The organism is Klebsiella sp. F11 (assembly GCF_056712265.1).
Map to the genome: position 1 here is coordinate 4,495,007 of NZ_CM160060.1, position 19,080 is coordinate 4,514,086.

Sequence of the window (19,080 nt, forward strand, 5' to 3'; positions counted from 1 at the left end):
ATCGCTATAGTCCCAGAACCAGCTGCCGCTCCAGCTGGGGATCGAGTAACGTAACGTGCAGCCCCACCAGCCGCACCCCGCGGCCGCCGCGCCGCTCATGCCAGGCTTTGTAGGCCGTGGCGAGCAAATCGTCTTTACTCAGCCGCGGCCAGACGTGCTCCTGGGTGGTTTGCTGAAAATCATTAAACTTGAGCTTTACCCCCTGGCGGGCAATCAGCAGATCCGGCTTAACCTTAATCAGCCGCCGCTCCAGCTCCTGGTAGAGGTTCTCGATAATCGCCTCACAGTCGCCCCATCGGTGAATATCCTCCGCCAGCGTACGCTCGACGCCCACCGATTTACGCTGCCGCGTATTGTTGATTTCCCGCTCGTCGATGCCCTGGCTCCTCTCCCAGAGGATGCGGCCGAATTTGCCAAAGCGCTTGAGCAGCATCGCCAGATCGCTTTTCTGCACATCTTCGCAGGTACGTAGCCCCATATTCTCCAGCTTTGCCGCGGAGACTTTTCCCACGCCGGGTATTTTCGCCAGCGGCAGGGTTCTGACGAATTCTGCGACCTGATGCGGCGCAATCACAAACTGGCCGTTGGGTTTATTCATATCGGAGGCGATTTTGGCGAGAAATTTCACCGGAGCGATGCCGGCGGAGGCGGTGAGCTGCAGCTCACGCTGAATGGTCTGGCGGATCTCCTCCGCCATCAGCGTCGCCGAGCCCTGGCAGTGGACGCTGTCGGTCACGTCAAGAAACGCCTCATCGAGCGAGAGGGGTTCAATCAGCGAGGTGTAGCGCGAGAAAATTTCCCGGATATGGGCCGATGCCTCTTTGTAGGCGTCAAAGCGCCCCGGCAGCAGCGTCAGATGCGGGCAAAGCTTCAGCGCCATCGCCGTTGGCATGGCGCTACGCACGCCAAACTTACGCGCCGGATAGTTGGCGGTACTGATGACCCCCCGCTGGACCCGGCTGCCGCCGATGGCGATGGGAATATCCCGCAACGCCGGGTTATCGCGCATTTCGACCGCGGCAAAGAAGCAGTCCATATCAACATGGATGATTTTGCGCATAGCTAGCCCTCACTGACCACTGGACAAGTATACAGCACAATTCTGTCTAATGAGAAGAGAAGGGGGAAAAATGCGCGGAAGCGAAGCCCCGGCGGCGCCGGGGCGTTTAGCGGATTAGCCAGAGGTGATTAAAGGATCCGGTCCCGCTGGCGCTGCGCTGCCCGCGCCAGACGCTTTTTGCGCGCGTCGCACGGCTCCGGGCAGTCGCAGACCTTTTCCAGACCCAGCGAGGCGATCCCGCCGCAGCTCCCCTGCAGGCTTTTGCGCTTCACCAGATACCCCACCGACATCCCGAGGATAACCAGGGCGAAAATCACAAAGGTAGCGAGAAACAGGGTCCACATCATCAGCCTCCAAAGTCATCCAGCAAGATGTTTTCATCCTCAACGCCGAGATCTTTCAGCATTTTAATGACCGCGGCGTTCATCACCGGCGGCCCGCACATATAAAACTCGCACTCCTCCGGCGCCGGATGATCGCGCAGGTAGTTCTCATAGAGCACGTTGTGGATGAAGCCGGTATGACCATTCCAGCTATCTTCCGGCAGCGGATCGGACAGCGCCACGTGGAAGGTAAAGTTAGGATTTTCCCGCGCCAGCTGTGCGAATTCATCGTCGTAGAACATTTCGCGCAGCGAGCGCGCGCCGTACCAGAAGCTGATTTTACGCCCGCTGTACAGCCGCTTGAGCTGATCGAAAATATGCGAACGCATCGGCGCCATGCCGGCCCCACCGCCGATAAAGACCATTTCAGCGTCGGTATCTTTGGCAAAAAATTCGCCGAACGGCCCGGAAATCGTCACCTCATCACCGGCCTTCAGCGACCAGATATAGGAAGACATAATGCCCGGCGGCGCGTCCGGCACCTTCGGCGGCGGTGTGGCAATACGCACGTTGAGCATAATCATGCCCTTTTCGTCCGGGTAGTTAGCCATCGAGTAGGCGCGCAGGGTGGGCTCTTTTACCTCGGAGACATAGCGGAACAGGTTAAACTTATCCCAGTCGGCGCGGTACTCATCCGGCACGTCGAAGTCAGCATACGCCACCTTGTGCGACGGGCACTCGATCTGGACATATCCCCCAGCGCGGAACGGTACAACTTCGCCGTCCGGCACGCGCAGCTTCAGCTCTTTGATAAACGTCGCTTTGTTATCATTGGAGATCACTTCGCAATGCCATTTTTTGACCCCGAAGATCTCTTCCGGCAGCTCGATCTTCATGTTTTGCTTCACCGCCACCTGACAGGCCAGCCGGCAGCCCTCTTTCGCCTCACGTTTGGTGATATGGGAAAGCTCGGTCGACAGGATATCGCCGCCGCCCTCTTTCACCGTCACCCGACACTGGCCGCAGGAACCGCCGCCGCCGCAGGCGGAGGAGACAAAGATTCCGTTGCTGGACAGCGTATTGAGCAGCTTATCGCCCGCCGATGTGCGGATCTGTTTATCCGCTTCGTTATTGATCTCAATAACCACCTCACCGGCGTTGACCAGCTTTGAACGCGCGGCGAGAATCAGCCCCGAAAGCACCAGCACAATCAGGGTGAACATCATGACGCCAAGAATAATTTCCATACTTTCCGCCCTTATAGCTGCACGCCGGAGAATGACATAAAGCCCAGCGCCATCAGACCGGTGGTAATAAAGGTGATCCCTAACCCGCGCAGGCCGGCAGGTACGTTGGCATATTTCATTCTCTCCCGGATGCCCGCCAGGGCGACAATCGCCAGCGTCCAGCCGATACCGGAACCGAAGCCATAAACAATGGATTCCGGGAAGTTGTAGTCACGCTGCACCATGAAGGAGACGCCGCCAAAGATCGCACAGTGCACGGCAATCAGCGGCAGGAAGATCCCCAGCGCGTGGTATAACGCCGGGAAATACTTATCGAGGATCATCTCGAGGATCTGCACCAGCGCGGCGATCACGCCGATAAAGGAAATAAAGTTGAGAAAACTTAAATCGACGCCCTCCGCCAGCGCCCCGTCGCGCAGCACCAGGTTATAGATCAGGTTATTGATCGGTACCGCCAGCCCAAGCACGATGGTCACCGTCAGGCCGAGACCAAAGGCGGTGGAGACCTTTTTCGATACCGCGAGGAAGGTGCACATCCCGAGGAAGAAGGCCAGTGCCATATTTTCAACGAATACGGCGCGGACAAACAGGCTGATATAGTGAGCCGCCATCGTTTACTCCTTTTCCTGCTGTTCCGGCTTCCAGCTGCGCAGCGCCCAAATCAGCAAACCGATAATAAAGAAGGCGCTCGGCGCCAGCAGGAACAGGCCGTTCGGCTGATACCAGCCGCCGTTCTGCACCGTCTCCAGCACGGTTATGCCAAAGAGCTTGCCGCTGCCGATAAGCTCGCGCAGGAAGCCGACCACGATCAGAATGGCGCCATATCCCAGTCCGTTGCCGATACCGTCCATAAAGCTGGCCAGCGGCGGCGACTTCATGGCGTACCCTTCCGCCCGGCCCATCACGATGCAGTTGGTGATGATCAGCCCGACAAATACCGACAGCTGCCGGGAGGTCTCATAGGCAAAGGCGCGCAGCAGCTGGTCCACCACAATCACCAGCGAGGCGACGATCGTCATCTGCACGATCATCCGCACGCTGTTGGGAATATGGTGGCGGATCATCGAGATAAACATGCTGGAAAAGGCCGTCACCAGCGTGACCGCGAGGGTCATCACCAGCGCAGTTTCCAGCTTAGTGGTCACGGCCAGCGCCGAACAGACCCCCAGCACCTGCAGCGTAATGGGGTTATTGGCCAGCAGCGGCCCCACCAATACGCGCTTCATCTCTTGCGTATCGCCTGTTTCAGCCATTATTCAGCTCTCCGTCACGCACTCTTTGCAAAAACGGGCCGAAGCCCAGCTCGCCCATCCAGAAATCAAAGCTATGCTGCACGCCGTTGGAGGTCAGCGTCGCTCCGGACAGGCCGTCAACGGCGTGGATATCTCCCGGATGCGCCCCGCCCTTCACCACCTTCAGCGCCGGATGGCCGCTATCGTCAAGCACCTGCTTGCCGATAAACTGCTGCCGCCAGTTGGGGTTTTCCACCTCACCGCCCAGCCCCGGCGTTTCGCCATGATCGTAATAGGTCAGGCCCTTAATCGTACGGCCGTCGGTCCCCAGCGCCACGAAGGCGTACATCATCGACCACAGACCGTTGCCGTAAATCGGCAGGATCACTTCCTGAATCTGCCGCTGCTCATCGCGCACCAGGTAAATTTCGACAATATTGCTACGATGTTTGATGCCCGCCGGGTCCTGGCTGACGTCCAGCGAGATGCTTTGCTCAGGATCCTTCAGCGCCCGCGCCTGATTGAACTTACCCGGGTCTTTATCCAGCAGCTCGCCGCTGGCTAAATCCACCAGCCGCGGCGAGATACGGGCGGCAAAAACGCGTTCCACCTCCTCGGCGCTCATCTTCGGCGTTCTCAGCCCGGATACGGCGAGGATATTGCGCTGTTTATCCAGCTCGCGCTGCTCCTGCTGGCGCGACTTCAGGCCCACGGCGGAGCCGGCAACCACGATAGAGCAGACCAGGCACAGCACCAGCACCACCAGCAGCGTTTTGCCGATGCTATCGTTACCTTTATTCTCAGCCACGCGACTTCCTCCGCTTAATATTGGCCTGTACCACCAGGTAATCGAATAGCGGCGCAAAGAGGTTGGCGAAGAGGATCGCCAGCATCATCCCTTCCGGATAGGCCGGGTTGGCCACCCGAATCAGCACGCACATCGCGCCGATCAGCAGGCCATAGCTCCATTTGCCTTTATCGGTAAACGACGCCGATACCGGATCCGTCGCCATAAACATCATGCCGAAGGCAAAACCGCCGAGCACCAGATGCCAGTACCACGGCATGGCAAATAGCGGGTTAGTATCCGAGCCGATGAAATTAAACAGCGTCGCGGTCGCCGCCATACCGATCATCACGCCGGCAACGATGCGCCACGAGGCAATGCGCCCGAAGATAATGAGCGCGCCGCCAATCAGGATCATCAGCGTTGAAACTTCGCCGATGGAGCCGGGAATGTTGCCGAGGAAGGCGTCCATCCAGCTAACCGGCTGGCCGCTGGTGACGTTCACCAGCGCTTCACCGCCGCCGCTCGCCCACTGGGACAGCGGCGTCGCGCCGGAAAAACCGTCCGCAGCGGTCCATACCAGGTCGCCGGAGATTTGCGCCGGCCAGGCAAAGAACAGGAACGCGCGCCCCGCCAGCGCCGGGTTCAGGAAGTTACGCCCGGTGCCGCCAAAAATCTCTTTGGCGATAACCACGCCGAAGGAGATGCCCAGAGCGGCCTGCCACAGCGGCAGCGTAGGCGGGACGATCAGCGCGAAGAGGATCGAGGTGACGAAAAATCCTTCGTTGATCTCGTGCCTGCGCACAATGGCAAACAGCACTTCCCAGAAGCCGCCGACGATAAACACCGTCATATAAATAGGCAGGAAAAACGCCGCGCCGAGGGTCATCATGCTGAGCCAGCCCGCATCCGCGGCGAAGCTCGCCCCCAGCCACTGGGCCAGACCGTAGTGCCAGTCGCTGGCAATAATCTGCTGCAGCTGCTCCGCGCCGTACAGCTTGTGCAGCGCCTGGAGCGTTTGCAGGCCCACGTTATACATGCCCCAGAACATGGCCGGGAATACGGCGAGCCAGACCAGGATCATCATGCGCTTCAGGTCGATGGCGTCGCGCACGTGAGCGGCGCCGCGCGTCACCTGACCGGGGGTGTAGAATAGCGTCGCCGTCGCTTCGAACAGCGGGTAGTACTTTTCCAGCTTGCCGCCGTGCGTAAAGTGCGGCTCAATTTTGTCAAACAGCTGCTTTAAGCCCATCACCTATCCTTCCTGCTCAATCCGGGTTAACACGCTGCGCAGCGCCGGGCCGTATTCATACTTGCCGGGGCACACGTAGGTACAAAGCGCGAGATCTTCCTCATCCAGCTCAAGGCAACCCAGCGCCTGGGCGCTGTCGCTATCGCCCGCCAGCAGATCGCGCAGCAGCAAGGTGGGGAGAATATCCAGCGGCATTACCCTTTCGTAGTTGCCAATCGGCACCATCGCCCGCTCGCCGCCGTGGGTATCGGTCGAAAAGTTGAATAACTTATGCTTCAGGAAGTGCCCCAGGGTGGTCCGGGTAATGGAGAATTTATCTTTCCCCGGCATCACCCAGCCCAGCAGCTCTTTGTCACGCCCCTCTTTAACCACGCTCACCTGCAGGTGGAAACGGCCGAGAAAAGCGCGCGGGCCAAAGGCGCGGGTACCGCTCAGCACGGAGCCGGAAATGACCCGGTTTTCACCTTCGCGTAGCTCCCCCGCCAGCAGCTCATCCAGGCTGGCGCCGCAGCAGGTTTGCACCAGCCGCGGCTCCCTGACCTGCGGGCCGCCTAGCGCAATCACGCGCTCGCTGTAGAGCTCCCCGTCGAGGAACAGCCGACCGATGGCGATGACCTCCTGATAGTTCAGGTACCAGACCTGTTTCGTCAGGCTCACCGGCTCGAGGAAGTGGATGTGGGTCCCTGCCAGCCCCGCCGGATGCGGACCGGAGAACTGGTTGAAGGTCACCTGCCCTGAACGATGGCCCCCCAGCTTGCCGCCGCTGGCCTGGCAGACGTGGATTTTGCCGTCGGTGAGACGGGTCAGCAGCGTAAGGCCAGCGTCAAAGGCCTCGCGCCGGGCGAGAATAATGGGCTGAGGATCGGCGGCCAGCGGGTTGGTATCCATTGCGGTGACGAAAATCGCCGCCGGCACGCTGCCCGGCGCCGGCGTTTTGCTGAAAGGCCGGGTGCGCAGCGCCGTCCACTGGCCGGACGCCAGCAGCTGATGCTGGACGGTTTCGCGCGACAGCCCGGCAAGGTCGTCCGGCGTGTAGCGGGGAAACCGCACGGCGTCACTGCCGTCGATATCAATCACCACCGACTGCAGCACCCGGCGTTCGCCGCGGTGAATCGCGCCGATCACGCCGCTCGCAGGCGCGGTAAAGTAGACGCCAGGGTTCTTTTTATCTTCGAACAGCGGCTGGCCTTTCTGCACCCGGTCGCCTTCCTGCACCGCCATCGAGGGGCGCATACCGACGTACTCCTCGCCCAACAGCGCAACGCGTTTGACGGCAATCGGAGAAGCTATCTGCTGTATTGGCATGCCAGCAATGGGCAGATCCAGACCTTTTTTAATTTTAATCATATCGTTAGCAGGTATCCGTAACCGAAACCCCGGCATCAGGCCGCGGCCAGCAACATTGATGGAAAGTCAGAGAAAAAAGGAAAAGCGAAGGTCCTGAACGTTTACAAGACGGGAGAGAAGCATCCTTTCTTACCCTGGTCACTAAGCGGTGTAAGTGTAACATTTTGTTAGCGGTGGCTGTAGGTAAACCCCGTTAAGCGGTTCTAAAATGCGAGCTATTGCGCAAAGTTCTCACTGCGCTTTGCCGTCAGATTCGTTATAAAGGACAACTAAATTGTAAACGCGCGACGCCGCGCTTGCGAAAAAATGCCGTGATGCTAATGTGAGCGCTCTAAATCCAGAAAACTCTGATTTTGGGTCTCTCTTGCCGTCCTGGCAATGTGGTTTGAGTTTTATCAAGGAACAAGCAGTATGCGCAAAATCGCATTATTTATTGCGATGCTTTTGTTGCCGTGCGTTTCATTTGCTGGGCTTCTCAGCAATAACAGCTCGACGACGCCGGTTAGCAAAGAATATAAACAGCAATTAATGGGTTCCCCGGTCTACATTGAGATCTTTAAAGAAGAGCGTACGCTCGATCTTTACGTCAAAATGGGCGAAAAATTTCAGCTCCTCGACAGCTACCGGATCTGCAACTACTCCGGCGGACTGGGGCCGAAGCAGCGTCAGGGCGACTTCAAGAGTCCGGAAGGGTTCTACAGCGTGACGCGTAATCAGCTAAAACCGGATAGCCGCTTCTATAAAGCCATTAATATCGGCTTCCCGAACGCCTACGACCGCGCGCACGGCTATGAAGGTAAATACCTGATGATCCACGGCGCCTGCGTATCTATCGGCTGCTACGCCATGACCGATACCGGCATTGATGAGATTTTCCAGTTCGTTACCGGCGCGTTAGTGTTCGGCCAGCCCAACGTGCAGGTCAGCATTTATCCATTCCGCATGACCGATGCCAACATGGAACGCCACAAATACGCCTACTATGCGGATTTCTGGAAACAGCTGAAGCCAGGCTACGACTATTTCCAGCAAACCCACAAGCCGCCGGTTATCTCGGTAGCGGACGGCCGCTACGTGGTGAGCAAGCCGCTTAGCCACGAGCTTATCCACCCGCAGCTGGCGTCAAACTACACGCTCCCCCAGGCAAAATAGCGCCCACTCGCCCGGCATGATTTTATGCCAGGTCTCATTGCCGGTTAAAGGCTGAGTGGCGATAACGGTGACCACATCGTTCGGTGTGGTCTCCCGCTGAAAGTCGATCTCCACATCCTGATCCAGCAACGTCGCGACGCCAAACGGCGCCCTTCGCGTAATCCAGTATAAATTCGTCGAGCAGTATGCCATCACGTAACGGCCGTCAGAGAGCAGCATGTTGAAGACGCCCTTCTCCCGCAGCTCGCCCGCCAGTTCGGCGATATAGCCGAAGATTTCAGGTATCGAGTCAGGGGTACCGGGATAGCGCTCGGTAAGGCGATGCAGCAGCCAGCAGAACGCCTTTTCGCTGTCTGTTTCGCCGACCGGATGAAGATTCCCGGTGTCGAGAGTCTCATATCCTTCCAGCTGGCCGTTATGCGCGTAGGTCCAGTTGCGTCCCCACAGCTCACGAGTAAAGGGGTGGGTATTTTCCAGCGCCACGATGCCGCGGTTAGCCTGGCGAATATGGGCGACGACCGAGCAGGATTTGATGGGATAATCCTGCACCAGCTTAGCGATGGGCGACTGAAAGCTGGGCTGCGGATCTTTAAATGTGCGACAGCCCTTGCCTTCATAGAAGGTGATACCCCAGCCGTCTTTATGCGGCCCGGTGCCGCCACCGCGCTGAACCAGCCCGGTAAAGCTAAAGCAAATATCTGTTGGCACATTCGCGCTCATCCCGAGCAGTTCGCACATATCTCACCTCATACCACGCGGCTTAAATACCAAAGGCTTCACTGCGGCGGCCAGCGCGCAAAAACCGAATCGTACCTGATGTACGTCAGGAAATTGAGCGCTGCCCTGGCTTAACGCCGCCGGCAAAACGGCCCGTTAAGCTTTAACCATCTCTTTTTCGATCAGCATAATCAGAATATGAATCACTTTGATGTGAATTTCCTGAATACGGTCGGCATAGCCAAAATGCGGCACGCGGATTTCAACATCGGCGGAACCGGCCATTTTACCGCCGTCTTTACCGGTGAGGGTGATCACCTTCATCCCCTGCGCGCGGGCGGCGTCGATCGCTTTGATAACGTTACCTGAATTACCGGAGGTGGAGATCCCTAGCAGCACGTCGCCGGCGCGGCCAACCGATTCAACGTAGCGGGAGAAAACGTACTCGTAGCCAAAATCATTGCTGACGCAGGAAAGGTGGCTGACGTCTGAAATCGCAATTGCCGGGTAGCCCGGACGGTTTTCACGATAGCGCCCGGTCAGTTCTTCGGCAAAATGCATCGCATCGCAGTGGGAACCGCCGTTACCGCAGGAGAGGACTTTACCGCCCACCTTAAAGCTATCTGCCAGCAGCACCGCGGCACGCTGGATAGCGTGAATATTGGCTTCGTCCTGCAGAAAGTTAGCCAGCGTTTCCGCTGCTTCGTTCAGTTCGTTACGAATAAGATCCTGGTACATGAGGATAATCCTTCAGTATTGGTGGAATAACCCTGGCAGTGTACCGGATAGCCGCTAAAGCGAGAAGCAGAAGGCGCGGTTATCCCCTGAGGTTTTGCTTTTACGTGCCGCATTTGCCTACAACAATGTGAGCAAGGTTGTAATTATTTTGTAAACACATTGCTAAAACAAATTACATCCACTACAACCATATCATCACAAGTGGTCAGACCTCCTACAAGACAGGGAGCATTTCGTTATGATGATTTTGAGTATTGTTGCAACCGTTGTTTTGCTCGGTGCGCTCTTCTATCACCGAATCAATCTCCTGCTCAGCAGCGTGATTTTGCTCGCCTGGACCGCCGCCCTTAGCGTCGCCGGGCTGTGGAATATCTGGCTGCTGCTGCCGTTAGCGATCGTCCTGCTGCCGTTTAACTTTGCGCCGATGCGTAAATCTATTTTTTCCGCGCCCGCGTTCCGCGCGTTCCGCAAGGTGATGCCGCCGATGTCGCGGACGGAAAAAGAAGCTATTGATGCGGGAACCACCTGGTGGGAAGGCGATCTGTTTCGCGGCAACCCGGACTGGCAAAAGCTGCATAACTATCCGCAGCCGCGCCTGACCGCCGAAGAGCAGGCATTTCTAGACGGCCCGGTAGAAGAAGCCTGCCGCATGGCGAACGATTTTGAAATTACCCACGAAATGGCCGACCTGCCTCCACAGCTGTGGGACTACCTGAAAGAGCATCGCTTCTTTGCGATGATCATTAAGAAAGAGTACGGCGGTCTGGAGTTCTCCGCCTACGCTCAGTCCCGCGTGCTGCAAAAAATGTCCGGCGTTTCCGGTATCCTGGCGATTACCGTGGGCGTACCCAACTCGTTAGGCCCGGGCGAACTGCTGCATCATTACGGTACCGATGAACAGAAAAATCACTATCTGCCGCGCCTCGCGCGTGGCCAGGAGATCCCCTGCTTTGCGCTGACCAGCCCGGAAGCGGGTTCCGACGCCGGCGCCATTCCGGATACCGGCGTGGTGTGCATGGGCGAATGGCAGGGCGAACAGGTCCTGGGCATGCGCCTGACCTGGAACAAGCGCTACATTACCCTGGCGCCAATCGCCACCGTGCTGGGGCTGGCGTTTAAACTCTCCGACCCTGACCGTCTGCTGGGGGGAGAAGAGGAGCTGGGCATCACCTGTGCGCTGATCCCAACCTCGACGCCTGGGGTTGAAATCGGCCGCCGCCACTTCCCGCTTAACGTACCGTTCCAGAACGGCCCGACCCAGGGTAAAGACATTTTCGTCCCGATCGATTACATCATCGGCGGCCCAACGATGGCCGGCCAGGGCTGGCGGATGCTGGTGGAGTGCCTGTCCGTCGGTCGCGGCATCACCCTGCCGTCCAACGCCACCGGCGGCCTGAAGTCCGTGGCGATGGCCACCGGCGCCTACGCCCATATTCGCCGCCAGTTCAAGATCTCAATCGGTAAAATGGAAGGCATCGAAGAGCCGCTGGCGCGTATTGCCGGTAACGCCTACGTGATGGACGCCGCCGCGTCGCTGATTACTTACGGCATCATGCTCGGTGAGAAGCCGGCGGTTCTGTCAGCTATCGTGAAGTATCACTGCACCCACCGCGGCCAGCGTTCCATCATCGACGCAATGGATATCACCGGCGGGAAAGGCATCATGCTGGGTGAAGGCAATTTCCTCGCCCGCGCCTATCAAGGAGCGCCGATCGCTATCACCGTCGAAGGCGCCAACATCCTGACCCGCAGCATGATGATCTTCGGCCAGGGCGCAATCCGCTGCCATCCGTACGTGCTGGACGAAATGGCCGCCGCGCAGAACAACGACGTTAACGCTTTCGACACCCTGCTGTTCAAACACATCGGCCACGTCGGCAGCAATAAGGTCCGCAGCTTCTGGCTGGGCCTGACCCGCGGGCTGACCAGCAGCACGCCAACCCGTGACGCGACCCGCCGCTACTATCAGCATATGAACCGCCTGAGCGCCAACCTGGCGCTGCTCTCTGACGTCTCAATGGCGGTGCTTGGCGGCAGCCTGAAGCGTCGCGAGCGTATTTCCGCCCGACTGGGCGACGTTTTAAGCCAGCTGTACCTCGCCTCGGCGGTGCTGAAACGCTATGACGACGAGGGGCGTAACGAAGCCGATCTGCCGCTGGTTCACTGGGGCGTTCAGGATGCGCTGTATCAGGCGGAGCAGGCCATTGACGACCTGCTGAAAAACTTCCCCAACGGCTTTGTCGCCGGCGTCCTGCGCGTTGCCATCTTCCCGACCGGCCGCCACTACGATGCGCCGTCCGATAAGCTGGACCATAAGGTCGCCAAAATCCTGCAGATCCCGAGCGCAACGCGTTCGCGTATTGGCCGCGGCCAGTACCTGACCCCGAGCGAGCACAACCCGGTCGGTCTGCTGGAAGAGGCGCTGCTGGACGTCATGGCCGCCGACCCGATCCACCAGCGTATCTGTAAAGAACTGGGCAAAAACCTGCCGTTCACCCGCCTTGATGAACTGGCCCGCAACGCGCTGGCGAAAGGGTTAATCAATGAGGAAGAAGCCACGCTTCTTACCCGGGCTGAAACCAGCCGCCTGCGCAGTATCAACGTTGACAACTTCGCCCCGGATGAGCTGGCCACCCGGCCGGTAAAGCTGCCGGAGAAAGTCCGCAAGATTGAAGCGGCCTGAAGAGTAAATTAATCACATCACGATCGGGGCGGGGGTTTTCCTCCGCCTCTTTTTTTGTCCCGTGCAGCCCTCCTGCTGCGCCCTTGTACCTCTGGCGGCCCCTTTCCCGCACAAATCGTTTCCAGCATTAGCATTTTTTTAACAAAATATTCCGCTGACTATCCAGAGACTGATATGGTGTTAAAGTGACTATAACAGCCTAATGATAATGGAGTTCACCACCGTGTCTGGCCTGAAAATTACGCTATTGCAACAACCGCTGGTGTGGATGGACGGTCCCGCCAACCTACGCCATTTCGATCGCCAGCTGGAAGGCATCAGCGGGCGTGACCTGATTGTTTTGCCGGAAATGTTTACCACCGGCTTCGCCATGGAAGCTGCGAAACAGTCGCTGCCTCAGGAAGAGGTCATCGACTGGATGCTGGCGAAAGCGGCGCAGACCAATGCCCTTATTGCGGGTAGCGCTGCGCTACAAACCGAACGCGGCCCGGTTAACCGCTTCCTGCTGGTGGAGCCTGGAGGTAAAGCCCATTTCTATGATAAGCGACACCTGTTCCGCATGGCGGAAGAGCATCATCATTATACGGCGGGCAGCGAGCGGGTTGTTTTCGAGTGGCGCGGCTGGCGGATCCTGCCGCTGGTTTGCTACGACCTGCGCTTCCCGGTGTGGTCACGCAACCATAACGACTACGATTTAGCGCTGTACGTAGCCAACTGGCCGGCGCCGCGCTCGCTACACTGGCAGTCGCTGCTGGTCGCCCGGGCTATTGAAAACCAGGCCTACGTTGCCGGCTGCAATCGGGTCGGTACCGACGGTAACGGCCACCACTATCGGGGCGATAGCCGCATTATCAGCCCGCAGGGAGAGATTCTGGCAACGGCGGAGCCTCATCAGGCCACGCGCCTTGATGCGGAGCTGTCGCTCAGCGCGCTCAACGAATATCGCGAGAAATTCCCCGCCTGGCAGGATGCCGATCCGTTTAGCCTGGATTAATCTCCCCTCCCCCTCATCATCGGGGGGAGCGCTTCCGCCCTGAGTCCCCGTAATTGAGTGATGCTTCATATTCAGGGGACTGCAGAGTCGATAAACCGGCGTTCGGCTTTGCCAACGATAAAGAGCAATAGGTTCGGCGAAACAAACGAGTGTGGCCTGTCCGGGCATGCATGCTGGCGGCCCGCAGCATCATATTCGCAAGCGATTGAAATAGATGGAATGAGTAAGGTGGCGTCGCTAAAACGACGAAAGCCTGAATCATCGCTGATTCAGGCTTTCTGAATAGTGGCGGAACGGACGGGACTCGAACCCGCGACCCCCTGCGTGACAGGCAGGTATTCTAACCGACTGAACTACCGCTCCACTTTCACTGTCCCCTTGGGGAACGAGGCGAATATTACGGACTACCGCTAACTCCGTCAACGCTTTTTCTTCACTTTTGAACCGTTTGCTGTAAAAATCACCCACCCGCCTATTTTTACAGCGTATTGCGCCGTATCAGCTCCGCCACAGACAGCTTCCGCCTTTCTTTTGGACCAGGTCGAGCCGCGATTCATGGTTTAGCAGCTCGTCATCAGAGGCGTAAACGACGCGCAGCCTGCTGGCAGCCCGAACAACGCGCTGTATTCCCATCTCTCCAGCCTGCATCTGCCCTTCGCCTTCCGTCAAAAACGCCAGCGTCGTCTGGCCGCCGGTCATCATCAGATAGACGTCGGCCAGAATCTGGGCATCGAGCAGCGCTCCGTGCAGCGTTCGCTTGCTGTTATCTATTTCATAACGCGAGCACAGCGCATCGAGGCTGTTACGCTTGCCGGGGAACATTTTCCGCGCCAGCGCCAGGCTATCGGTGACCTTGCAGAAGGTATTGGTCTTGGGAATATCACGCTTTAGCTTGCCAAACTCATAATCCATAAAGCCGATATCGAACGATGCGTTATGGATGACCAGTTCCGCCCCGCGGATATAGTCCATGAACTCATCGACTACGTCAGCAAACACCGGCTTGTCCATCAAAAACTCATCGGCAATCCCGTGAACGCCAAAGGCTTCAGGGTCCACCAGCCGGTCCGGCTTGAGATAGACATGGAAGTTATTCCCGGTAAGACGGCGGTTGATCACCTCCACCGCACCAATCTCGATGATTTTATGTCCTTCGTAATGCGCGCCGATCTGGTTCATACCGGTGGTTTCAGTATCGAGAACAATCTGTCGCGTAATTGCAGTGCTCATATCAGTCATTTATGTCAGACTTGCCGTTTACCTATCGATGTCAATTACAGGAAGTCTACCAGAGATGCTTAAACAGGTAGAAATTTTCACCGACGGTTCATGCCTGGGAAATCCAGGACCCGGCGGCTACGGCGCTATTTTACGCTATCGTGGCAAGGAAAAAATCTTTAGCGAAGGCTATAACCTCACGACTAACAACCGCATGGAGATGATGGCGGCCATCGTTGCGCTGGAAGCGCTGAAGGAGCAGTGCGAAGTCATACTGAGCACCGACAGCCAGTACGTGCGTCAGGGGATCACCCAGTGGATCCACAACTGGAAAAAGCGCGGCTGGAAAACGGCGGATAAAAAGCCGGTCAAAAACGTCGATCTGTGGCAGCGCCTGGATATCGCGCTTGGCCAGCACCGGATCAGGTGGGAGTGGGTTAAAGGTCACGCCGGCCATCCGGAAAACGAACGCTGCGACGAGCTGGCGCGCGCTGCCGCCTCCAACCCTACCCAGGACGATATCGGCTATCAGCCGGAACGTTAATTATGCCCGTTTCGCGACTGTCGCGTGGCTCCTACCGCCTGGCGCAGCCGCGTCTTCGCTTTTCCCGACCTCAGCGGATTTAGCGTTAACGGGATCGTGCGCTTGCGGGCCACAATCATCTGCAGACAGCCCAGCGCCGGCAGATGGGTACTGAGCATCTTACCGCCGTGTCGGGACCAGGGCAGCACCTGATAGCGGCCGTAGTGCAGAACCTCAAAATTGAGCAGCGCCAGCCAGTCCAGCTGGCGCGTTAGCGTAAACATCCGGCTGCTGTACGGCACAGTTTTACGCAATACCGGCATCAGCTTGCGCAGCCCCATCAGGCTCACCGGGTTAAAGCCGGTCATAATTATCCAGCCGTCATCAATCAGCACCCTGTCGGCTTCGCGCAGCAGGCGGTGAGGATCGCTGCACCAGGGCAAGGTGTGCGCCAGCAGGCAGGCGTCAACCGACTTTTCGGCAAAAGGCAGATGGAGGGGATCGGCCTTGACCTGAACCGGCGTCCCCTGAAGCGAAACGTTCACCTGATGCGAGATAGCGCATGATTCGGTATTGATTTCCGCGCTCAGATTGCCAATCTTAAGTAAATGAAAGCCATAGAGCTTAGCCAGCCACGGTTTCATCTGCCGCTCCAGCGATTCGCGATAGTATTCGCCCCAGGGCATACTGGCCCAATGCTCTGGCGCTGTGACTATCTGAGATATCCTTGCCGGCTTCATCGCAACCTTCCGCTACGCTTTTAGAGGTAATAAATGAATCTTATCAGCATTCCCGCCTTTCAGGACAACTACATCTGGGTTCTTAGCGCGGATAACGACCGCTGCCTGATCGTCGACCCAGGCGAAGCGGCGCCCGTACTGGCGGCTATCGCGGAACGCGGCTGGCAGCCGGAGGCCATTTTTCTTACGCACCACCACCACGATCACGTTGGCGGGGTAAAACAACTACGCGAAAAATTCCCCAACATCGTGGTTTACGGACCGGCAGAAACCCAGGATAAGGGAACCACCCACCTCGTTGCCGACGGCGATCGGGTCGTTGTTTTAGGTCACGAATTTTCTATTTTCTCTACGCCAGGTCACACTTTAGGACACGTCTGTTTCTACAGCGAACCTTATCTATTTTGTGGCGATACAATGTTTTCCGGCGGCTGCGGCAGGCTCTTCGAAGGCACGGCAGAGCAGATGTATCAATCATTTAAGAAAATAGCGGCGCTCCCCGATGATACAGTGATATGTTGCGCACATGAGTACACTTTAGCAAACATGAAGTTTGCGCGGAGTATCCTGCCACAGGATATGGCGATAAATGATTACTACCATAAAGTTAATGAGTTACGTGCAAAAAACCAAATGACACTCCCGGTAATTCTGAAAAATGAGCGCCGTATAAATTTATTTTTACGCACGGATGACGATGATTTAATTAGAGAAATATCCAGAGAAACAAATTTGCAACACTCAGCGCAGCGATTTGCCTGGTTAAGGTCAAAGAAAGATGACTTCTGACATTTAATTCTTGTCATTCGCTAACTTCACCGTTATTCTTGCTCGTCTTTTAAGCAACTATTGACACACACATGAAGGCACGAGCGATTTTACTCGTCTCTGTCCTGCTGGTGGGGTGCCAGTCGTCTAAGCACGATGGCAACGTTCAGCAGCACGCACAGAGCCTTTCTGCAGCTGGTCAAGGGGAAGCAGGTAAGTTCACAAGTCAAGCGCGCTGGTTAGATGATGGAACCTTCTACGCGCAAGACCAGGATCTGTGGACTTCCATAGGCGACGAGCTAAAGATGGGAATTCCGGAAAATACCCGGATTCGCGAACAGAAACAGAAGTACTTACGTAATAAGAGCTATCTCCACGATGTAACTTTACGGGCAGAGCCGTATATGTACTGGATAGCCGGGCAAGTTAAGAAACGTAACATGCCAATGGAACTGGTATTACTACCCATAGTGGAGAGCGCTTTTAACCCGCATGCAACGTCTGGCGCCAATGCCGCAGGCATCTGGCAGATCATTCCGAGCACCGGGCGCAATTATGGTCTGAAGCAGACCCGCAGCTACGACGCGCGTCGTGACGTCGTCGCCTCGACGACGGCGGCGCTGGATATGATGCAGCGTCTGAATAAGATGTTTGACGGCGACTGGCTGTTGACCGTCGCGGCCTATAACAGCGGTGAAGGCCGGGTGCTGAAGGCAATGAAAGCGAATAAATCACGCAGCAAGCCCACTGATTTTTGGTCGCTTTCATTACCACAGGAAACCCGGATTTACGTACCTAAAATGCTGGCTTTGAGCGATATTCTCAAAAACAGCAAGCGCTACGGCGTGAAGCTGCCAACGGCAGACGAAAGCCGTGCGCTGGCGCGAGTTCGCCTCGATAGCCCGGTTGATATTAGCCAGTTGGCCGATATGGCAGGAATGCCCGTCGGCAAGCTGAAGGCATTCAACGCCGGAGTAAAGGGATCAACCCTGGGTGCGAACGGGCCAAAGTACGTGATGGTGCCACAGAAACATGCGGCTCAGCTGCGTGAGTCTCTGGCCTCTGGCGATATTGCAGCCGTACAGCCAACGCAGCTCGCGGCCAACGCGCCGTTGACCAGCCGCAGCTATAAGGTTCGCTCAGGCGATACGATTTCCGGGATCGCCTCGCGTCTCGGCGTATCGACGAAAGATTTGCAGCAGTGGAATAGCCTGCGCGGATCGGGGCTGAAAGTAGGCCAGGATCTGGTCGTTGGCGCCGGCAGCAGCGCGACGCGTCTTGCGAACAACAGCGATAGCATCACCTATCGCGTGCGCAAAGGCGACTCGCTGTCGAGCATCGCAAAACGTCATGGCGTGAATACTCGTGATGTGATGCGCTGGAACAGCGGCACCAATGTTCTGAAACCGGGCGATCAGCTCACGTTGTTTGTAAAAAATAGCGACAGGCCAGATTCCTGATCTAGCCTAAAAAAGGCACCGTCTCCCGGTGCCTTTTTCTTTTATATCGCTTTATGCGCTTCAAACATGATGGTATCGCTGGTAAAGGAGCCATCTTCCTGTAAAGCAAAGTAGGCTTTTACCTCTGCCGACGCGCTATCCTGATAGAGACGAATCGCCGCCACCAGCGCCTCTGGCGTACGCATACGCGCCACCCATGAGCTGAACTCCAGCGGCAGGCGGTCGGTCGATAAATTATTCGTGATCAGCCCGGCATCGTTCGTCAGTGCCAGCCACTCTCCGCTGGAATAGTTGCGCACGTGAGAGGTGTCGCGCAGCGCTTCAACCGTTTGCAGCCACACGTCGCGAACCGGATGGCCCGGCGACATGACGTCCATAATAATCAGCACCCCGCCCGGCTTGAGAACGCGTTTGACCTCCCGCAGCGCCTGGCCGACATCATGCCAGTGATGGGCGGAATAGCGGCTAATCACCACGTCGAAGCTGTCCGCCGCAAAGGGCAAGGTTTCCGCATAACCCTGCTGGGTCTTTATATTTGCAAAACCCTTATCCTGAGCAGCCTGAGCCACAACGTCCAGCATCTGGCTGGATAAATCATATGCCGTGACCTCTGCCACCTGCCCGGCCGCAGCAAAGCTGGCATGCCCGGCGCCGCAGCCCATATCGAGGACCCGCGCGGCAGGGAAATCGGCCAGTCGCTCGGCCAGCCGCTGCAGATCGCGTCCGGAAGCGTGTACGGCGCTGGTCAGGTAGGCGCTGGCCTGTGAGCCAAACTGTTTTTCGACGTTGTCATGGTGAGAGCGTGTTGTCATTGTGATGTCCTTCGGTTGTTTGAATAA

19 protein-coding genes and 1 tRNA gene are annotated in these 19,080 nt (G+C 57.1%); 6 read left to right on the forward strand and 14 right to left on the reverse strand.

Annotated elements, in window-relative coordinates; all coding sequences use genetic code 11:
- Window positions 1-4 precede the first annotated feature (4 nt).
- The 8 genes from dinB to AC1M2H_RS22210 all read right to left on the reverse strand — a co-directional run bounded on the left by dinB (window position 5) and on the right by AC1M2H_RS22210 (window position 7,248).
- Window positions 5-1,060, reverse strand: a complete 1,056-nt coding sequence (dinB, locus tag AC1M2H_RS22175; RefSeq protein ID WP_480149076.1) for a DNA polymerase IV — start codon at window positions 1,058-1,060, stop codon at window positions 5-7.
- A gap of 128 nt (window positions 1,061-1,188) precedes the next feature.
- Entirely contained in the window at window positions 1,189-1,404 is a 216-nt protein-coding gene (nqrM, locus tag AC1M2H_RS22180; protein WP_480152014.1) for a (Na+)-NQR maturation NqrM, read from the reverse strand.
- Between the two features lie 2 nt (window positions 1,405-1,406).
- The gene (gene nqrF, locus AC1M2H_RS22185) at window positions 1,407-2,630 is read right to left on the reverse strand and encodes an NADH:ubiquinone reductase (Na(+)-transporting) subunit F (protein ID WP_480149077.1); all 1,224 of its coding nucleotides are present in this window, start codon (window positions 2,628-2,630) and stop codon (window positions 1,407-1,409) included.
- Window positions 2,631-2,641: 11 nt separating this feature from the next.
- The gene (gene nqrE, locus AC1M2H_RS22190) at window positions 2,642-3,241 is read right to left on the reverse strand and encodes an NADH:ubiquinone reductase (Na(+)-transporting) subunit E (protein WP_480149078.1); all 600 of its coding nucleotides are present in this window, start codon (window positions 3,239-3,241) and stop codon (window positions 2,642-2,644) included.
- Between the two features lie 3 nt (window positions 3,242-3,244).
- Window positions 3,245-3,883: an NADH:ubiquinone reductase (Na(+)-transporting) subunit D gene (locus AC1M2H_RS22195; RefSeq protein ID WP_480149079.1), complete on the reverse strand. Its 639-nt coding sequence runs from the start codon at window positions 3,881-3,883 to the stop codon at window positions 3,245-3,247.
- The gene (locus AC1M2H_RS22200) at window positions 3,876-4,670 is read right to left on the reverse strand and encodes a Na(+)-translocating NADH-quinone reductase subunit C (RefSeq protein WP_480149080.1); all 795 of its coding nucleotides are present in this window, start codon (window positions 4,668-4,670) and stop codon (window positions 3,876-3,878) included. The genes AC1M2H_RS22195 and AC1M2H_RS22200 overlap by 8 nt, the downstream gene beginning before the upstream one ends.
- Window positions 4,663-5,901, reverse strand: coding sequence for an NADH:ubiquinone reductase (Na(+)-transporting) subunit B (locus tag AC1M2H_RS22205; RefSeq protein WP_480152015.1), 1,239 nt, complete (start codon window positions 5,899-5,901; stop codon window positions 4,663-4,665). Before AC1M2H_RS22205 ends, AC1M2H_RS22200 begins: the two co-directional genes overlap by 8 nt.
- A 3-nt stretch (window positions 5,902-5,904) precedes the next feature.
- Entirely contained in the window at window positions 5,905-7,248 is a 1,344-nt protein-coding gene (locus AC1M2H_RS22210) for a Na(+)-translocating NADH-quinone reductase subunit A (RefSeq protein ID WP_480149081.1), read from the reverse strand.
- Window positions 7,249-7,659: 411 nt separating this feature from the next.
- On the opposite strand from AC1M2H_RS22210, the gene dpaA reads away from it, so the two are divergent.
- Complete coding sequence (gene dpaA, locus AC1M2H_RS22215; RefSeq protein WP_480149082.1) at window positions 7,660-8,400, forward strand: peptidoglycan meso-diaminopimelic acid protein amidase; 741 nt, start codon at window positions 7,660-7,662, stop codon at window positions 8,398-8,400.
- Here dpaA and AC1M2H_RS22220 read toward each other — a convergent pair.
- Together AC1M2H_RS22220 and lpcA are read right to left on the reverse strand one after the other, a co-directional pair.
- Complete coding sequence (locus AC1M2H_RS22220; protein WP_480149083.1) at window positions 8,371-9,138, reverse strand: class II glutamine amidotransferase; 768 nt, start codon at window positions 9,136-9,138, stop codon at window positions 8,371-8,373. The genes dpaA and AC1M2H_RS22220 overlap by 30 nt on opposite strands.
- A 135-nt stretch (window positions 9,139-9,273) precedes the next feature.
- Complete coding sequence (gene lpcA / locus AC1M2H_RS22225) at window positions 9,274-9,855, reverse strand: D-sedoheptulose 7-phosphate isomerase (protein WP_480149084.1); 582 nt, start codon at window positions 9,853-9,855, stop codon at window positions 9,274-9,276.
- 238 nt (window positions 9,856-10,093) lie between these two features.
- Here lpcA and fadE point away from each other — a divergent pair, with 238 nt between their 5' ends.
- On the forward strand, window positions 10,094-12,538 hold the full coding sequence (gene fadE, locus AC1M2H_RS22230; RefSeq protein WP_480149085.1) for an acyl-CoA dehydrogenase FadE: 2,445 nt from the start codon (window positions 10,094-10,096) through the stop codon (window positions 12,536-12,538).
- A 223-nt stretch (window positions 12,539-12,761) separates the two neighbouring features.
- A complete protein-coding gene (locus AC1M2H_RS22235; RefSeq protein WP_480149086.1) occupies window positions 12,762-13,532 on the forward strand; it encodes an amidohydrolase in 771 nt (256 codons plus the stop codon).
- A gap of 286 nt (window positions 13,533-13,818) precedes the next feature.
- Here the strand turns inward: AC1M2H_RS22235 and AC1M2H_RS22240 are convergent.
- Window positions 13,819-13,895 (reverse strand) — tRNA-Asp (locus AC1M2H_RS22240).
- A 135-nt stretch (window positions 13,896-14,030) separates the two neighbouring features.
- Window positions 14,031-14,762 (reverse strand): DNA polymerase III subunit epsilon, encoded by a 732-nt coding sequence (gene dnaQ / locus AC1M2H_RS22245; RefSeq protein ID WP_480149087.1) that lies wholly within the window; start codon window positions 14,760-14,762, stop codon window positions 14,031-14,033.
- A gap of 64 nt (window positions 14,763-14,826) precedes the next feature.
- Between dnaQ and rnhA the strand changes: the two genes are divergently transcribed.
- Window positions 14,827-15,294, forward strand: a complete 468-nt coding sequence (rnhA, locus tag AC1M2H_RS22250; RefSeq protein ID WP_480149088.1) for a ribonuclease HI — start codon at window positions 14,827-14,829, stop codon at window positions 15,292-15,294.
- Here the strand turns inward: rnhA and AC1M2H_RS22255 are convergent.
- Window positions 15,291-16,013, reverse strand: coding sequence for a class I SAM-dependent methyltransferase (locus AC1M2H_RS22255; protein ID WP_480149089.1), 723 nt, complete (start codon window positions 16,011-16,013; stop codon window positions 15,291-15,293). The two genes, rnhA and AC1M2H_RS22255, sit on opposite strands and share 4 nt — an antisense overlap.
- A gap of 33 nt (window positions 16,014-16,046) precedes the next feature.
- Between AC1M2H_RS22255 and gloB the strand changes: the two genes are divergently transcribed.
- Both gloB and mltD read left to right on the forward strand, forming a co-directional pair.
- Window positions 16,047-16,802 carry a hydroxyacylglutathione hydrolase gene (gene gloB, locus AC1M2H_RS22260; protein ID WP_480149090.1) on the forward strand — a complete coding sequence of 252 codons (756 nt, stop codon included), beginning with the start codon at window positions 16,047-16,049 and terminating at the stop codon, window positions 16,800-16,802.
- 71 nt (window positions 16,803-16,873) lie between these two features.
- Window positions 16,874-18,241 (forward strand): murein transglycosylase D, encoded by a 1,368-nt coding sequence (gene mltD / locus AC1M2H_RS22265; RefSeq protein ID WP_480149091.1) that lies wholly within the window; start codon window positions 16,874-16,876, stop codon window positions 18,239-18,241.
- 41 nt (window positions 18,242-18,282) lie between these two features.
- Here mltD and AC1M2H_RS22270 read toward each other — a convergent pair whose 3' ends face one another.
- Window positions 18,283-19,053, reverse strand: a complete 771-nt coding sequence (locus AC1M2H_RS22270) for a class I SAM-dependent methyltransferase (protein ID WP_480149092.1) — start codon at window positions 19,051-19,053, stop codon at window positions 18,283-18,285.
- Window positions 19,054-19,080 lie beyond the last annotated feature (27 nt).

Excerpts from the sequence above, each read along its gene's own strand:
- dinB (WP_480149076.1), bottom strand. The coding sequence starts at position 1,060 with ATGCGCAAAATCATCCATGTTGATATGGACTGCTTCTTTGCCGCGGTC.
- nqrM (WP_480152014.1), bottom strand. The coding sequence starts at position 1,404 with ATGTGGACCCTGTTTCTCGCTACCTTTGTGATTTTCGCCCTGGTTATC.
- nqrF (WP_480149077.1), bottom strand. The coding sequence starts at position 2,630 with ATGGAAATTATTCTTGGCGTCATGATGTTCACCCTGATTGTGCTGGTG.
- nqrE (WP_480149078.1), bottom strand. The coding sequence starts at position 3,241 with ATGGCGGCTCACTATATCAGCCTGTTTGTCCGCGCCGTATTCGTTGAA.
- AC1M2H_RS22195 (WP_480149079.1), bottom strand. The coding sequence starts at position 3,883 with ATGGCTGAAACAGGCGATACGCAAGAGATGAAGCGCGTATTGGTGGGG.
- AC1M2H_RS22205 (WP_480152015.1), bottom strand. The coding sequence starts at position 5,901 with ATGGGCTTAAAGCAGCTGTTTGACAAAATTGAGCCGCACTTTACGCAC.
- AC1M2H_RS22210 (WP_480149081.1), bottom strand. The coding sequence starts at position 7,248 with ATGATTAAAATTAAAAAAGGTCTGGATCTGCCCATTGCTGGCATGCCA.
- dpaA (WP_480149082.1), top strand. The coding sequence starts at position 7,660 with ATGCGCAAAATCGCATTATTTATTGCGATGCTTTTGTTGCCGTGCGTT.
- AC1M2H_RS22220 (WP_480149083.1), bottom strand. The coding sequence starts at position 9,138 with ATGTGCGAACTGCTCGGGATGAGCGCGAATGTGCCAACAGATATTTGC.
- lpcA (WP_480149084.1), bottom strand. The coding sequence starts at position 9,855 with ATGTACCAGGATCTTATTCGTAACGAACTGAACGAAGCAGCGGAAACG.
- fadE (WP_480149085.1), top strand. The coding sequence starts at position 10,094 with ATGATGATTTTGAGTATTGTTGCAACCGTTGTTTTGCTCGGTGCGCTC.
- dnaQ (WP_480149087.1), bottom strand. The coding sequence starts at position 14,762 with ATGAGCACTGCAATTACGCGACAGATTGTTCTCGATACTGAAACCACC.
- rnhA (WP_480149088.1), top strand. The coding sequence starts at position 14,827 with ATGCTTAAACAGGTAGAAATTTTCACCGACGGTTCATGCCTGGGAAAT.
- AC1M2H_RS22255 (WP_480149089.1), bottom strand. The coding sequence starts at position 16,013 with ATGAAGCCGGCAAGGATATCTCAGATAGTCACAGCGCCAGAGCATTGG.
- gloB (WP_480149090.1), top strand. The coding sequence starts at position 16,047 with ATGAATCTTATCAGCATTCCCGCCTTTCAGGACAACTACATCTGGGTT.
- mltD (WP_480149091.1), top strand. The coding sequence starts at position 16,874 with ATGAAGGCACGAGCGATTTTACTCGTCTCTGTCCTGCTGGTGGGGTGC.
- AC1M2H_RS22270 (WP_480149092.1), bottom strand. The coding sequence starts at position 19,053 with ATGACAACACGCTCTCACCATGACAACGTCGAAAAACAGTTTGGCTCA.